The 15,401-nt window shown below is 42.3% G+C and carries 8 protein-coding genes; 7 read left to right on the top strand and 1 reads right to left on the bottom strand.

Features of this window, described 5'->3' with window-relative positions:
* Positions 1-221: 221 nt before the first annotated feature.
* Both RMZ41_RS10170 and RMZ41_RS10165 read left to right on the top strand, forming a co-directional pair.
* Positions 222-1,850 (top strand): efflux RND transporter periplasmic adaptor subunit, encoded by a 1,629-nt coding sequence (locus RMZ41_RS10170; RefSeq protein WP_322641449.1) that lies wholly within the window; start codon positions 222-224, stop codon positions 1,848-1,850.
* A gap of 279 nt (positions 1,851-2,129) precedes the next feature.
* The gene (locus tag RMZ41_RS10165) at positions 2,130-5,321 is read left to right on the top strand and encodes an efflux RND transporter permease subunit (protein ID WP_322641450.1); all 3,192 of its coding nucleotides are present in this window, start codon (positions 2,130-2,132) and stop codon (positions 5,319-5,321) included.
* Between the two features lie 129 nt (positions 5,322-5,450).
* Here RMZ41_RS10165 and RMZ41_RS10160 read toward each other — a convergent pair whose 3' ends face one another.
* Positions 5,451-7,391, bottom strand: a complete 1,941-nt coding sequence (locus tag RMZ41_RS10160) for a heavy metal translocating P-type ATPase (protein WP_322641451.1) — start codon at positions 7,389-7,391, stop codon at positions 5,451-5,453.
* A 299-nt stretch (positions 7,392-7,690) separates the two neighbouring features.
* Between RMZ41_RS10160 and RMZ41_RS10155 the strand changes: the two genes are divergently transcribed.
* The 5 genes from RMZ41_RS10155 to RMZ41_RS10135 all read left to right on the top strand — a co-directional run bounded on the left by RMZ41_RS10155 (position 7,691) and on the right by RMZ41_RS10135 (position 15,260).
* A complete protein-coding gene (locus tag RMZ41_RS10155) occupies positions 7,691-8,770 on the top strand; it encodes an AAA family ATPase (RefSeq protein WP_409875062.1) in 1,080 nt (359 codons plus the stop codon).
* Positions 8,757-9,302: a hypothetical protein gene (locus tag RMZ41_RS10150; RefSeq protein WP_322641453.1), complete on the top strand. Its 546-nt coding sequence runs from the start codon at positions 8,757-8,759 to the stop codon at positions 9,300-9,302. The genes RMZ41_RS10155 and RMZ41_RS10150 overlap by 14 nt, the downstream gene beginning before the upstream one ends.
* A 3-nt stretch (positions 9,303-9,305) precedes the next feature.
* On the top strand, positions 9,306-10,436 hold the full coding sequence (locus RMZ41_RS10145) for a precorrin-8X methylmutase (RefSeq protein WP_322641454.1): 1,131 nt from the start codon (positions 9,306-9,308) through the stop codon (positions 10,434-10,436).
* 379 nt (positions 10,437-10,815) lie between these two features.
* Complete coding sequence (locus RMZ41_RS10140; RefSeq protein WP_322641455.1) at positions 10,816-14,817, top strand: DUF4912 domain-containing protein; 4,002 nt, start codon at positions 10,816-10,818, stop codon at positions 14,815-14,817.
* Between the two features lie 278 nt (positions 14,818-15,095).
* Positions 15,096-15,260 carry a hypothetical protein gene (locus RMZ41_RS10135; RefSeq protein WP_322641456.1) on the top strand — a complete coding sequence of 55 codons (165 nt, stop codon included), beginning with the start codon at positions 15,096-15,098 and terminating at the stop codon, positions 15,258-15,260.
* Positions 15,261-15,401 lie beyond the last annotated feature (141 nt).

The following is a 15,401-nucleotide window of genomic DNA, read 5'->3' as shown; positions in this document are numbered from 1 at the left end:
AATTACACTTTACAAATTGATAGGAGTTAAGTGATGTACAAAATAGCCATAATGTGCTGAAAAATATTTGTTTGTTTTAGGTGCTAGACATCGTAAGCGATCGCCCAAATACATATTTGTCATCAACATCAAAAACAAAGGGCTAAAAACTATTCAAAATAATGCTTTTTTAGCGAAGAATAGATTGCCCAAGTCTAAATCCACAAGACGAGAAAGTGAAGATGTCCCATTCTGAGTTCCCTGATTCTCCCCTTCCAGTTGAAATAGAACAGCCTGCTGTTACTGATGCTAGCCAGGAGTCGCAACCATTATTAGAGCGATCGCCTAAACCACCTCAAAAGCGTCGTTGGCCTCTAATTTTGGGAATTATTCTCTTAATTGGAGGCATTGGTTTTGGTTGGCGCTGGTGGCAAACTAGTAGTGCTAGCAATCCACCAGCAGGCGGGCCAGCTGCTGGAAAACCGATGGCAATTCCCGTCAAGCTAGCAACTGTGGAAACTGAAACTGTACAAGAAAGTTCAGAGTTTATTGGCTCTTTAGAAGCTCCACAGTCTGTACCAATCAAACCACGGATTGCAGGGCGAATTAGCCAGGTTTTTATCAAAGAGGGCAACCGGGTTCAACAAGGGCAAGTAATTATTAGCTTAGAAACTGATGATGCCCAAGCCTTGCTACGAGAAAAACAAGCAGCACTACAACAAGCACAGGCAAATCTTGCTGAACTCAAAGCAGGGACTCGAACAGAAGTAGTTTCCCAAGCCAAAGCCCAGCTAGATCAGGCCCAAGCAAAATATCAAGATGCCGTATCGGGATCGCTACCACAGCAAATTCAGCAGGCTGAAGCTCAAGTTAATTCCGCCAAATCCGATCTAGTATTAGCACAAGCACGAGCAACGCGATACGCACAATTAACAAAAGAAGGGGCGACTTCCCAAGATAGCCTAGACGAATACATCAAAAACAAAGATAGTGCCCAAGCAGCGTTAGTTGCAGCCCAGAAAAACCTAGAGCAACTCCGCAAAAGCAGAGATGCTAATATCCAGCAGCTAGGTGCTGCCTTAGAACAACAGAAACAATACTATAATCAGCAGGTGAACGGCAACCGCCCAGAAGATATTGCCCAAGGGCGATCGCAAGTAAGCCAAGCAGCCGCTCAAGTCCAATCGGCTCAAGTCCAACTGCAATACACAAAAGTCCTAGCTCCTTTCACAGGTATTGTTGGTGATATCCCAGTCAAAGTAGGACAGTATGTGGCACAAGGGGATCAACTCACAACATTGACCAAAAATGACTCTTTAGAACTGAATATATCCATTCCGCTAAATCAAGCCAGAAATTTGCGCTTGGGATTACCTGTGCAAATGTTGGATGCCCAAGGCAAACCCACAACAACGGGTAAAATCAGTTTTATCTCCCCAAATGCCAGTTCCGATTCGCAGACAGTTTTGGTAAAAGCCAACTTTGGCAATTTGAGAAATCGATTGCTTAATCTTCAGTCAGTGCAAACCAGAGTCATCTGGAAGGAACGTCCGGGAATTTTAATTCCAGTTACAGCAGTATCTCGCTTGGGTGGAGAGACTTTTGTCTTTGTAGCTGAAGCGCCATCAGCAAAGAAAGCCGAAGCACCAGCAGAAAATAAAGCTGAAGCACCAGCAGAAAATAAAGCTGGAGCGCCATCTTTAGTGGCTCAACAAAAACCCGTGAAATTGGGAGTTATTGAGGGGAATAATTATCAAGTTATCGAAGGATTAAAGGCTGGAGACAAAATTGTTGTTTCCGGTATTCTCAACCTAACTAATGGCGCTCCTATCACTCCAGCAAAGGAAGAACCAGGTAGTCAGAAACCTTAGCTGAACGGGGCAGGGGAGTAGGAGGAGGAGGGGCAATACGGTTCGGTTAAAGGGGAAAGGGAAAAGGAGAAAGGTTTTGAATACATCCTTTACCCGCAAACCCATTCCCCAGACCACAAGGAAAATGAAAAATGTTTATCCGAACCGTATTGGGAGGAGGGCGACAAGGAGGACAAGGAGAATAACTATACTCAATTCCCAATGCCCAATGCCCCATGCCCCATGCCCAATGCCCAATACCAAATACCAAATACCCAAAGAAAGCCCAATTTTTAAACTATGTTCGTTGACTTCTTTATTAAGCGGCCAATTTTTGCGTCGGTTTGTGCGATCGTCATCCTTTTAATAGGATTAATCAGTATTCCCACACTACCGATCGCAAGATTCCCAGAAATTAGTCCCACCCAAATCACTGTAACTTCCAACTATAGCGGAGCTAGTGCAGAAGTCGTAGAAAGCGGAGTGACAAATATCTTAGAAAGGCAAATCAACGGGGTTGAGGGACTAAGATATCTCACTTCCAGCAGCAGTAACGATGGTACTAGTACCATAACAGCCACCTTCGATTCATCGCGTGATAAAGATATTGCGGCTGTGGATGTGCAAAATCGTGTTTCTGTTGCCCAACCACAACTACCAGACTCTGTGCAACGCACGGGAGTGCGAGTATCGAAAGAATCTAGTAACATCCTCTTAGCGATTGGTTTATTCGCTGAAAATAAAGAGTACGACAATACATTCTTAAGTAACTATGCCGACCTTTACTTAGCAGATGCCTTAAAAAGAGTCAAAGGTGTAAGCAACGCTCAAATTTTTGGCGAACGCCGCTATGCAATGCGTTTGTGGTTAGATCCGAGTCGCCTTGCCAATCGGGGACTAACAACTCAGGATGTAGCAGATGCTTTGTCTGAACAAAACTTACAAGTTGGTGCAGGGAGAATTGGACAAGAACCGGCTCCTGAAGGACAAAGATATCAACTTGACGTGCGTGCTGCTAGCCGATTAGAAGAACCATCAGAATTTGAAGAAATTGTCCTCAAAACTGGAGATGATGGCACATTAGTCAAGCTCAAAGATGTCGGTAGAGCAGAACTGGGTGCAGAAAACTACAGTTCATTTCTACGATTTCGTGGTAAAGATGCTGTCGGTTTAGGGATTTATCAGGTTCCTGGTAGTAATGCCTTGGATGTAGCCAAGGGAGTCAAAGCTGAAATTGCGCGATTGGCTCCAAGTTTTCCCCCAGGCATGAAATATCAGGTAGCTTTTGACACAACCATGTTTGTCGAAGAGTCGATGGCAGAAGTGCTTAAGAGCTTGATTGAATCGGTGGTGCTGGTTGTAATTGTAATTTTTGTGTTTTTGCAGGACTGGCGAACTACCTTAATTCCCGCAATTACTATTCCGCTTTCCTTCATTGGGATATTTGGCTTCGTCAAAGTTTTTAACTTTTCGATTAATAGTTTGACTTTGTTTGGTCTGACTTTAGCATCAGGGATGGTGGTAGATGATGCAATCATTGTAGTAGAGCAAATCAGCCGTTTTATTCAGGATAAAGGAATTAGTCCTCGGCGAGCCGCTAGTGAATCAATGGCGGAACTTTTTGGAGCAGTGATTGCAACTTCACTGGTATTGATGGCGGTGTTTGTACCAGTGGCGTTCTTTCCGGGAACCACAGGCGCACTTTATCGGCAATTTGCGCTGACTATCGCCTTTTCCATTGCGATTTCGACTTTTTTGGCTTTGACTCTGATACCTTCTTTGTGTGGGGTGTTGCTGCGTCAAGGACAAAGACCTTCAGGCTGGCTGGGTTGGATTTTTGGCCAGATAAATCGCTTTCTCGACTGGGTACAGCATAGTTATAAGCGATCGCTTACATTTCTAGCACGCATCAAAGGTATTGTAATTGGGTTGTTTATTGTTTCCTTGGGAATGACTGCTTGGCTGTACATCACAGTACCAACAGCTTTTCTACCTGAAGAAGACGAAGGTTACTTCATCACAATTATTCAAGGGCCGCAAGGGGTTTCGTTGCAATATACCAGCGATGTGATTGCACAGGTAGAAAAAGAAATTCTGCAAATTCCAGAAGTATTGGGGACTTTTGCGATCGGTGGATTTGGTTTTAGTGGTAGCACTGCCAATAGTGGCATCATATTTACAACTTTAAAATCTTGGGATGAGCGCTCAAAACCCGGTCAATCAGTACAGGCGATTATTGGCAGCTTGCAAGGGAAGTTGATGGCAATCCCAGAAGCCAGGGTTTTCCCTGTGAACCCGCCACCAATTCAGGGTTTAGGTAACTTTGGTGGCTTCGTCTTTCAACTGCAAGACCGCAGAGGTAACAGCGGCTTAGAAAATTTGGTGCAGTCGATGGGTAAATTACTAGGTCAAGCTAATCAAACACCAGGATTACAAGCTGTATTTAGCACCTTTGCAGCAGATACACCACAATTGCTTGTGGAAGTAGACCGCAATAAAGCCAAATCATTGCAAGTTTCCATAGATGATATCTTCAATACTTTACAAACTGCTTTGGGGTCGCAATATGTAAATGATTTCAATCTCCAGCAGCGCAATTATCGAGTATATATCCAGGCAGATCAACAGTTTCGTTCTAATCCAAAAGATATTAGCAAACTATATGTTCGTTCTGAAAAGGATCAAATGATTCCTTTGAGCAACTTAGTTAAAGTTACTCAGACTGTAGGAGCGCAAACTATCAATCACTACAATCTCTTCCGCTCGATTGAAATTAATGGTTCCGCCGCTCCTGGCTCTAGTTCGGGAGACGCAATTAAAGCAATGGAAAAAGTTGCTAAGGAAGTTTTACCAGCCGGTTATGGTTACGAATGGTCGGGGACTGCATTAGAAGAAATAGATTCTGGTGGTTTAGCACCCCTGATCTTTGGATTAGGATTGGTATTTGTATTTTTGGTACTAGCTGCTCAATACGAAAACTACATTGACCCCTTTATCATTCTGTTATCAGTTCCCTTAGCTATTTTTGGAGCGCTTGTAGCTCAATCGTTACGGGGTTTTTCTAATGATGTTTATTGTCAAATTGGTCTAGTAATGTTGATTGGTTTGGCTAGTAAAAACGCGATTTTAATTGTGGAGTTTGCTAACCAATTGCGAGATCAAGGTCTTTCGATGACTAAAGCAGTAATTGAAGCTTCACAAGAACGGTTACGTCCAATTTTGATGACTGCCTTTGCTACTCTTTTAGGGATTTTCCCCTTGGCTAATTCCACAGGTGCAGGAGCAGCTAGTCGCCAATCTTTGGGAACAGCAGTTTTTGGTGGAATGTTAATTGCGACTTTCTTGAGTTTGTTTGTAGTGCCAATTTTGTATATCGTTATCAAGACGACGACAGAGCGCTTTATCAAACCAAATCAGCATCAAGAACTGCAAACAGAAGGTATGTCATTGGATGGTAGAACTACTGCATATTCAACAAAAGGCGAGAACTAATTCGTAATTCGTAATTAATTTACCGAACCGGAGAGGCGCAGAGAACACAGAGAAGAGTGCTTTATCCCCATGCCCAATGCCCTGTTCCCCATGCCCAAAAACTCCATCCCACAAGTGGCGTGGAGTTTTTCATTTCAGCAATCTTAGACCACTGAGAGTAACTAATACTGTAGAACCTTCATGGCCAATCACGCCGATGGGTAAGTTGATATTTCCTAGAAAGTTGCCCACCAAAAGCAACATAATGAAACTCAATGCTACGACTATATTCTGTTTGACTATGGATTGCGATCGCCTCCCCAAATGCATCGCCACGGCAATTTTTTCTAACTTATCGGCCATCAGTACTATATCTGCGGTTTCTAATGCTACATCACTACCAGATATACCCATCGCTATCCCTACAGATGCTTGGGCTAAAGCTGGTGCATCATTAATTCCATCGCCCACCATTGCCACAGTTTGATACTTTTGCTGTAGACGGCGGATAACATCTAGCTTATCTTCTGGTAGAAGTTGAGCATATACCCGATCGATTCCTACTGCTTTGGCGACACTTTGAGCAGTTTCTTCATTATCCCCGGTTAGCATGACAATTTGCTCAATTCCCTGTTGCTTTAAGCGGGTAATGGTTGCGGCTGCTTGCGATCTTACTTCATCTGCGATCGCAATTACACCCATCACCTCTGCCCCTCTGCCCCTCTGCTCCCCTGCTCCCCTGCCTTCTTGTGCTACCCAAACCACTGTTTTACCTTCTTGCTCCAAAGATTGAGCCATTTCTTGCAATTCTTCAGGTAAATTTGTGACATATTGCTGCACGAAAACCGCATTCCCTACGATTATCTCTTGTTCTTGAGCAATTCCGACAATTCCCTGCCCAGGTATGGCTTGTACTTGGATTGCACCAACCAAATCCAAATTATCAGCTGCTTGCACAATTGCCTTACCGATAGGATGTTCTGAATAAGATTCCACACTAGCTGCGGCTTTTAATACATCTGCTCTCGTGTATTTACTAACTGCAATTACTTGGGATATTTGCAACTGTCCTGTTGTCAGAGTACCAGTTTTATCAAATGCGATCGCTCGGACTTTGCCAATCTTCTCCAACTGTGCCCCATTCTTAAACAAAATCCCCTGTCTTGCACCATTGGCGATTCCTGAAAGCAGGGTGGGCATTATTGCAGCCATCAGCGCACAGGGAGAAGCTACCACTAGGAAAGTAAGGGCGCGATAAATGGTTGTTTCCCAATCCCAACCCCAAAGGAATGGCGGTAAAGTTGCCAGTAATATCCCGGCTACTACAATTACTTTGGCATATCCTTTTTCAAAGCGATCGATAAACTCTTGAGAAGGAGGTGCTTCTGTTTGCGCCTGTTCTACCAAGCGAATCACGCGCTGAATCAAACTGCTTTGGGCTGGTTTGTGTACCTTAATTTGCAATGCACCATAGCCGTTAAGTGTACCGGCAAATACTTCTTCACCCACCGTTTTCTCTACAGGTAAAGACTCGCCTGTAATTGCAGCTTGATTGAGAGTACTGTAACCAGATAAAATTATCCCATCAGTAGGAATTAGCTCCCCAGGTTTAACGATAATTTCATCACCCACTTTTAACTGACTGATAGGAATTTCCTCTTCTCTTCCCTGAAGCAAAATTCTTGCTGTATCTGGTGTCAAGCTCATCAAACTGCGTATACTGCGCTCAGTTCGCGCCATTGCATAGCCTTCTAATGCACCACTGATAGCAAATATCAGAATCAAAATTGCCCCATCAATAATTAGATGATATTCTCCTCGCCATAAGCCAAGGCTAGCAGCACCAATCGCCGCCACAATCATCAGCAAATCTACATCGAGTTCTTTTTCTTTAAAAAGGGTAGTCAATCCTTCCCGCGCACTTTCGTAACCACCAATTACATAAGCAGCCGGTAGCAGAAGGAATGCTAATCCTAACCAGCCGAGATGTAAGGCGAACCATCCAAAAAATAGCAGCAAGCCACACAAAAGCGCTGCTAAGGTATCTGCGTGTTCTCTGGTGAATTGGCTGAAGCGTTGGGGGTAGAGCATGAGAGGTGAATTAACAAGGACTTTCTTAGGCTAAACCTTGACATTGATGTTAATGTCAAGGTCTATAATGATTTTGAAACGCAAAGGGGCGCTGTAGACGCTTTTGCGGCTTGCCGCAGGCTGGAAAGCGCAAAGGTACGCAGAGTTAAATCTTTATTTGTGTTCTGGGAGCGTTTTTCAAAAGCAGAATGTGGGTAAATAGGACGATTTAACTGTTAACTTTAAACTTGAACTAAGAGGAAAAATATATGCTAAAGCGAATATATATTGATAACTTTCGCGGTTTAGTAAATTTCGAGATGAATTTTGACTCGATTAACCTGTTTATTGGTGGTAATGGAACGGGTAAATCAACTGTTTTTGAAGCCTTGCGGAAAATTCAAACTTTTGTAAGTGGTCGCAAAAACCTAGAAGAAATTTTTGAATATACTGATTGTACTCGCTGGCAAACTTTACAAATTCAGCGTTTTGAGTTAGAAATTACTGGGAATAATGGTCATTATAAATATGAATTTGCTATTAAACATAATCAAAATAAAAATCATGTTGAATATGAACGTCTCTGGTTTAATAACCAAATATTGCTAAAATTAGAGAAAAATGAAATTCAATTTTTTCGAGAAGATACTTCGGAATTAGTAAATATTACATTTCCTTCTTCAATTTCAGAGTTTATTTCTCTAGTATCGTTATTTTCTGCCAATACAAATAGTACGAAGATAGCTTGGTTTACAAATAGAATGCAGCGATTTATTATTGTACAAATTATTCCTAGTCTTATGGCTGATGGCAGCGAAAAGGAAGAAACAACTCTAGATTTTAGAATGAAAAATTTTGTTTCTTGGTATCGTTATATTTCAGAAGATCAAGGTAAAATTTCTGAACTTATGAAGATTCTACAAGATGTTTTAGATGGTTTTATAAGTTTTAAATTTGAACACTTTAGTGAAAGATATCGAACTTTAAAATTGCGATTTACAACAGGTGAAGATAAAAAAAATATTATTGATTATCGTTTTAGCGAATTATCCGATGGACAAAAAGTGCTAATTGCTCTGTACACACTTCTTTATTGCACTCAGTCTGAAGATTACACACTGTGTATAGATGAACCAGAGAATTTCTTAGCCCTACCGGAAATTCAGCCTTGGCTAGTTCAGCTTTATGACCTTTGCAGTGAGCAAAAAATCCAGGCTTTGTTAATTTCTCATCATCCTGAATTAATTAACTATCTTTTAGCATCACCTATAGGTTATTGGTTTGAGCGTCAGAGTAATGCACCTGTAAGAGTCAAAAAAATTAGTAATGAAGTTGCTGAAACTACTGGATTACCAATTTCAGAACTGATTGCACGGGGATGGCTTTATGAGCCAGCGTAGAGTACAGATTGTTATTTTGTGTGAGGATAAGCAACAAGAAGTTTTTGCTCGGCATTTTCTGAAAAAAAGAGGTTTTATTTTAGATAGAAATCTCAGAATTGAAATTTGCCCAAAAGGTGCAGGAGAGCAGTTTGTCAGAAAACGCTATCCCACAGAGGTGAAAGCATATCGGAGTAAAAATTATCTTTCAGGAATGCTTGTGGTTTTAATTGATGCAGACAAAAAAACGGTAGAGGAAAGGCTGAAACAATTAGATGATGCACTGATAGAAGATTCACAGCAGATTCGTCAGCCGAAAGAAGCGATCGCAATATTTATACCCAAAAGAAATATTGAAACTTGGATACATTATTTACAAGATGAAATTGTTGATGAAGAAACAGAATATTCCAAATTAACCAATGAGTCAGCTTGTAAGCCATCTGTAGAAAACTTGGTAAATCAGTGTTACCAAGGTTTGAATGAAAATGCACCGCCATCTCTTCAGGTGGCTTGTGGAGAATTACAAAGAATTTTGCCGTTGTTGGAGTAAATCATGAGCGCTGGTTGCTTAACTATTAAAGAACTCACTGATGCAGTCGGCGGCGGTTTAACTCCGCGGATGGTGCGACATTACCATCAATTGGGACTATTACCGCAACCAATACGATCGCGCAGCAATTACCGTCTATACACCAAAAAAGATGTCGTGCGGTTGCAAAGGATTGTCGCACTCAAGCAGCAAGGGTTTCAGCTAAACCATATCCGCAATATTTTGGAAGTGGAACCAGAAACTGAGACAACTACAAACCTGATGGGACAACTCCAGCAGCAATATCGCGCGGTGATGCAACAAATTTCGCAACTGCGACAAACTGCATCAGCATTAGAAGGATTATTGGGGCGCGATCGCCATTGTCAAATTATGCAGGCGGAAGTTTTGGCACAACTCAAGTTACTTGATGTCGAAACTCAAGCCGGATTGGGTGGATTGGAAAACCTCTGGAGTGGTTTAGATGCCGAAATTCATACTCATTCAGAAGCTTTTTCAGAATCACTACAACGCTTACTACCCGATTTGTCTCACCGTTCGGAAATTGAACAACACTTAATTTCTCAGTTGGTTTTGGCTTGTGGTGATGTGAGTTTAGTGTCCTTTGTGAAATTGAGCCGAGATGCGATCGCAGCTAGTCGAAAAGCCTTATCTTCAAGCTGTCAAATTGTTGTTGATACCCAAACGGTTGCTGCTGCTTTGGATCAAACCCGATTACTTCACTTGGGATGCCACATTGAAACCTTAATTGATAATCCCCATATAACTACCGCCACAGAAGCAGAAGTTGCTTTTTGGCAACATCGAGAATGGCGAGAGAAATTGCTGCAAGTCAATCAGGGTTGTGTACTGGTAGTTGGTTATGCTCCCTCAGTACTTGTAGAAGTTTGTGAAGCGATCGCCAACCAAAAAATCCAGCCAGCATTAGTAATTGGAATGCCCATCGGCTTTAGTCATGCTCCCGCAGCCAAGCGACAACTGATGCAACAAAAGATACCTTTTATTACAGTTGCAGGAACTTTGGGAGGTGGCACTTTAGCTGCTACAGCTTTAAATGCTTTGGTGGAGTCACTCATTGATAAGCCAGATTGTCATTGTTATCTCAAAAATATAGGAGATTCTTCTGATTGCTGAAAAATAAGTACTCATTTAAGACATAAAAATACTCAGTACTTAGCACTACTGAAAATAATATTGTTAAATAATATTGAATTTGCTACACTTTACCAGTTTTAGTAATTCAATAATTCATAATTGTGGCCATAAGCTACCAACTTCGTATAAGTTGCAATCTAAATTAGAACATTTTATAGTAAACAGACTCTAGTAGTTAGAGTATAAATTATCATGCTATACAATCTCAATCAAAGTATAGAACAATACAAGTGCGCTGAAGGAAGTTAGAAGTAAAGATAACTCAGATGTATAATTAGCGCGTCTCCTCCATAATCCTTAACAAGATTGTGATTTAAAACTGGTAGGCTTTCTATTTTTTACTTTAATTAAGGGGCTTATGTGGCAACAAGAAAAAAAAGATACTTCGATAATCAGGCTGATACTATGGGTTGCTTTAGCTACAACTCCTATGGCAGCAGGTTTGCTGGTGTCAGAACCCATACTGGCGCAATCTAAACCTGAATCTCCTTCTTTTGCAGTGCCGAAAACAGTGCAGAATGGGACAACAATTCGGATTGATGGTTCAAGTAGCTTGGGTGCAATCAACGAAAGCCTGAAAGAGAATTTTGAAAAACAATTTTCGGGTACTAAAGTTGAAATTGCCGCTAATGGCACTGATACGGCACTGAAAGAGTTGCTAGATGGCAAAATCGACATCGTAGCAATGGGGCGTGGATTGACACCAGCAGAAAAAGCCCAAGGATTAGAGCAAGTTCGCTTGCGCCGTGAGAAGATTGCGATCGTGGTTAGCGCAGATAATCCTTTCAAAGGCAGCTTGACTAGTAAGCAATTTGCCCGGATTTTTCGGGGACAAATTACAAATTGGTCACAAGTTGGAGGCCCTTCAGGAAAGATTCGGTTAATCGATCACCCTAGTACAAGTGAGACTCGTAATACTTTTCGCACTTATCCAGCTTTCAAGAATGCTGAATTTGCTACAGGGCCAGATGCTACGCAACTAAAGGATGAGAATACCGCAGAAGTTATCAAACAACTGGGCAAAGACGGCATCAGCTATGTGTTAGCTAATCAGGTGTCAAAGCTGCAAAATGTGCGAGTTCTGCAATTACATCAAGCTTTACCAGATGATGCAAGATATCCCTTCTCGCAACCTTTAGTTTACGTTTACAAAAAAAATCCCAGCGTCAGCATAGTAGATTTTCTTGGTTTTACCCTTGCACCGCCAGGACAGAAGGCTATAGAACAAGGTAGAACGGCTGAAGCTACTGCTGTCGCAGCCAACATCACACAACCTTTCGTCACCCCTACTCCCAGCGCCCAGATAACACCTGCTGCTACACCTTCTCCTAGCGCCAGTGCTTCTGCATTTGGCGAACAGCCTTTTGTCGCTCCTGCTACTGCACAAAATAGCCCAATTGTAAATAAGGAAACACCATATTGGTTACTCCTACCTTTGTTTTTTATTGCTGTAGGTACAGCCTTATTAGCGTGGATTCTGGGAAAACGCCCATCGCCCAACGATCAAACAGACAACTTACCAGAATCAAATCCTCATCCACCTAGTACAGAAGATGGAGAAATGGCGTTACTCAATGCCGGCACCGCTCCCTCCATTAACGGAACGATGCTTGTAGAGCAGCCATTGCCACACTCCCAAGAGCAAGAAACCCCCGATCGCACTTCTTTCAATATCTATGCTCAAACAGAGTCTGACCTGAATGAAAATGGTAATCAAGGGACAGCCAATTTAGTACAAGAGCCAAGTAATGGTACTTCTAACCTCTATGAAGGTACAACTGCTGCAACCAATGGTTCGGGAGCCGCAGCTTTAAGTGGTGGTGCAGCTTTAGCAACGGGCATCGGGGCGGCTACATGGTCTGCCTTTACCAACAAAGAAACAGAAACAAATCTAACTGATGAGACGGTTGAGCTAAATAATTATACTGAGACAAACACTCCTGATTCTGATGACGTTGCATGGGATATAGAAGCCCCAGCAGCTGTAGTAAATACTCCCTATCCTCAACTGGGTAACATTTCAGAAGAAATATCTGATGTGCAACTGCCTTCATCTGAAGTCACAGCCCCACTGCCAGAAGTAACATCTAATTTGGGATATTGGGACACAGAAATTAGTGAAGATCAAATAGATGAGGAACTTCAGGCAGAATTGAACTGGCTGGAAAGTATCACCTCACCTGAAGATACGGCTTCAGTAGATGAATTGCCTTTCCCAGAATATGGCAAAACTGAAAATACAGCTTCAGTAGATGAATTGCCTTTCCCAGAATATGGCAAAGTGGAATCTTCACTGATCGATTTACCAGAATTGCCAGAAGAAGATTTATTTAATGTAGTAGCAGATGAAGCCGAACCTCCTGCCAATGTGGTAGAAGAATCTCAAACAGAGCCAATTGGAGAAGCTGCTGCTGAAAATGAATCTATAGATTTTGCAGACGTTGCGGCTTTAGCAGCAGGTGCAGGGATTGGAGCCTGGGCGATCGATCTTCCATCAAATACCCAAGGAGAAACTGATACTACAGTTGATGCAGAAGATGAGAGCAGTATTTTGCTCACACCGCATACTTATGAATTGGCTCATGTCTCTTGGGAAATTTCTGAAACCAAGAAAGCAGCACTGCGTCAACAAGGCGGCTTTCAATTGGCAGTGCGGCTGTATGATGTGACTGGCATTGACTTGAGTTATCAAAGTCCGCATCTTGTAAAACAGTATGAATCTGAAGAGACAGCACACGATCGCTTGTTAGAGATTCCCGTCAACGATCGCGATTATATAGCTGAAATTGGTTATCTTGCTGATGGCGATCGCTGGTTATTGATTGCCCGTTCAGCAGTGGTTCGTTTCTTCAGCCCTGTGCTTCCAGATCCGATAGTTGATAATGTAGCGATGCCTGCAACGGGCGATGCCAACGCAGATGCAACAGATATTCACTTGGTAGAAGTAGAAGAAGAGAGCAATATTTTACTTACACCCTATACTTCTACATCGGCTCATGTCACTTGGGAGATATCCGAAACCAAGAAAGCAACCCTACGTCAACAGGGCGGCTCTCAATTAGTTGTGCGGCTGTATGATGTTACAGGCGTTGACTTGAGTTATCAAAGTCCCCACCTTGTCAAGCAGTATGAATCTGAAGAGACAGCACATGACGGACTAGTGGATATTCCCGTCAACGATCGCGATTATATAGCTGAAATTGGTTATCTTGCTGATGGCGAGCGCTGGTTATTGATTGCCCGTTCAGCAGTTGTTCGTTTCTTCAGCCCGGTGCTTCCAGATCCAATCGTTGATGATATAGCGATTGCGGGTGAAACAGATATTGACTGGGATGTAGAAGAAGAGATCGCTGAACAAGAAAGCAGCATTGTTCTCACACCTCGTACTTCTCAATGGGCTGAGGTTTCTTGGCAGATATCCGAAACCAAGAAAGCAGAATTGCAACAACAGGGCGGCTCTAAATTAGTAGTGCAGCTGTATGATGCAACTGGCATTGACTTGAGCTATCAAAGTCCTCAGTTTGTCCAGCGATATGAATGTGAAGAGACAGCAAACGATCGCTTTGTGGAAATTCCCATCAGCGATCGCGATTACATAGCAGAAATCGGCTATGTCGCTGATGGCGGTCGTTGGTTGTTCATTGCCCATTCTGCGATCGTTCATGTCTCCAGTCCCGCTGATACAGATTCCCCCGTTGAAGATGTAGCCTTAGCTAGCGAAACAGCTATTAACCTTGAAGATGTAGCGTTAGCAAGTGAAACACCTGTTGACTTAGTAAATGTAGAAGAAGAGAGTAGTGAAGAAGAAAGCAAAATACTGCTCACAGTCCGTACTCCCAAATGGGCTTATGTTTCTTGGCACATTTCCCCGACTCAGAACGAAGCACTGCAACAACAGGGTGGCTCTCAATTAGCAGTGCGGCTTTATGATGTAACTGGCATTGACTTGAGTTATCAAAGTCCCCAACTTATCCAGCAGTACGAATGCGAACAGATAGCCCGCGATCGCTTCGTAGCGATTCCTGTGAGCGATCGGGATTACATGGTTGAAATTGGTTATCTCGCCGATAGCGAGCGTTGGTTACTCATTGCCCGTTCACCTAACGTTCGCGTTTTCAGTCGTTCCCACGAAGATTTTTGGTTTGTGGCGGATGCAGAGTTGATTATTCACGGAGCAACCCAACCAAATACAAACGTAAACATTAGTGGATATCCCGTCAAAGTTAAATCCGATGGTACTTTCCACCTACGTCTCCCCTTTTCAGATGGTTTAATGGACTATCTGATCACAGTCGCGGCTGATGGAGAATCTACCAAAACCATTCATAAAAAGTTCTCTCAGGAAACTTCAGAGAACTAGTAATTACGCTAAACTATCCCTTTTCACCCTATTCTCCCTTTTTAGGGGGAAATAGGGAAAGGGTTAATTTGCTCAAGTCTTGCATGATAGAAATTATTCGTCCTGGCTTTTGCTTGCGGAAAACACCAAAATGGGAAAGCAAACTGGGGTTTGAATAAGTCAAATGTCATTTTGAGAAAGTAAACAGACATTTTTATAAAGTAACGTGAGTTCGACAAACCTCTCCCTGGTTTTGCGTAGTAAAACCAGGGAGAGGTTTCAATATTTTGGAGTAGATTATGACTTACGCACTGTACAAATTAATTATGGTATGCGTTTACGAAAATAGGTTGTTTCAGGCTTTTATTAATTATCGTTTGATGGTAAATCTATCCCTCTTCTGTCACTTCCCGGCAGAGCGATCGCTACTAACTCAATACGCTTGGGTTTTCGAGACGCGATAAATCGCCGTCTCTACAAATATTTTGTTGCTCATTCTGAACTGTATTGGCTACTAATACCAATTTAATGTGAAGCTGCATAGAAAAGAGCTTCTAGGATAAAGTTATAAGAAGAGACAGAAATTACTTGCTCAAAAGTAAGTT

Source organism: Nostoc sp. DedVER02 (assembly GCF_034530675.2).
In the GTDB taxonomy this organism is placed as follows: Bacteria; Cyanobacteriota; Cyanobacteriia; order Cyanobacteriales; family Nostocaceae; genus Nostoc.
The sequence above is the reverse complement of the archived record's forward strand: the minus strand, read 5'-3'. Positions and strand labels throughout refer to the sequence as shown.

What these genes read in the sequence shown, in the direction of transcription:
- RMZ41_RS10170 (WP_322641449.1), top strand. Translation starts at nt 222, where the DNA reads ATGTCCCATTCTGAGTTCCCTGATTCTCCCCTTCCAGTTGAAATAGAA.
- RMZ41_RS10155 (WP_409875062.1), top strand. Translation starts at nt 7,691, where the DNA reads ATGAATTTTGACTCGATTAACCTGTTTATTGGTGGTAATGGAACGGGT.
- RMZ41_RS10145 (WP_322641454.1), top strand. Translation starts at nt 9,306, where the DNA reads ATGAGCGCTGGTTGCTTAACTATTAAAGAACTCACTGATGCAGTCGGC.
- RMZ41_RS10140 (WP_322641455.1), top strand. Translation starts at nt 10,816, where the DNA reads ATGTGGCAACAAGAAAAAAAAGATACTTCGATAATCAGGCTGATACTA.
- RMZ41_RS10165 (WP_322641450.1), top strand. Translation starts at nt 2,130, where the DNA reads ATGTTCGTTGACTTCTTTATTAAGCGGCCAATTTTTGCGTCGGTTTGT.
- RMZ41_RS10160 (WP_322641451.1), bottom strand. Translation starts at nt 7,391, where the DNA reads ATGCTCTACCCCCAACGCTTCAGCCAATTCACCAGAGAACACGCAGAT.
- RMZ41_RS10150 (WP_322641453.1), top strand. Translation starts at nt 8,757, where the DNA reads ATGAGCCAGCGTAGAGTACAGATTGTTATTTTGTGTGAGGATAAGCAA.
- RMZ41_RS10135 (WP_322641456.1), top strand. Translation starts at nt 15,096, where the DNA reads ATGACTTACGCACTGTACAAATTAATTATGGTATGCGTTTACGAAAAT.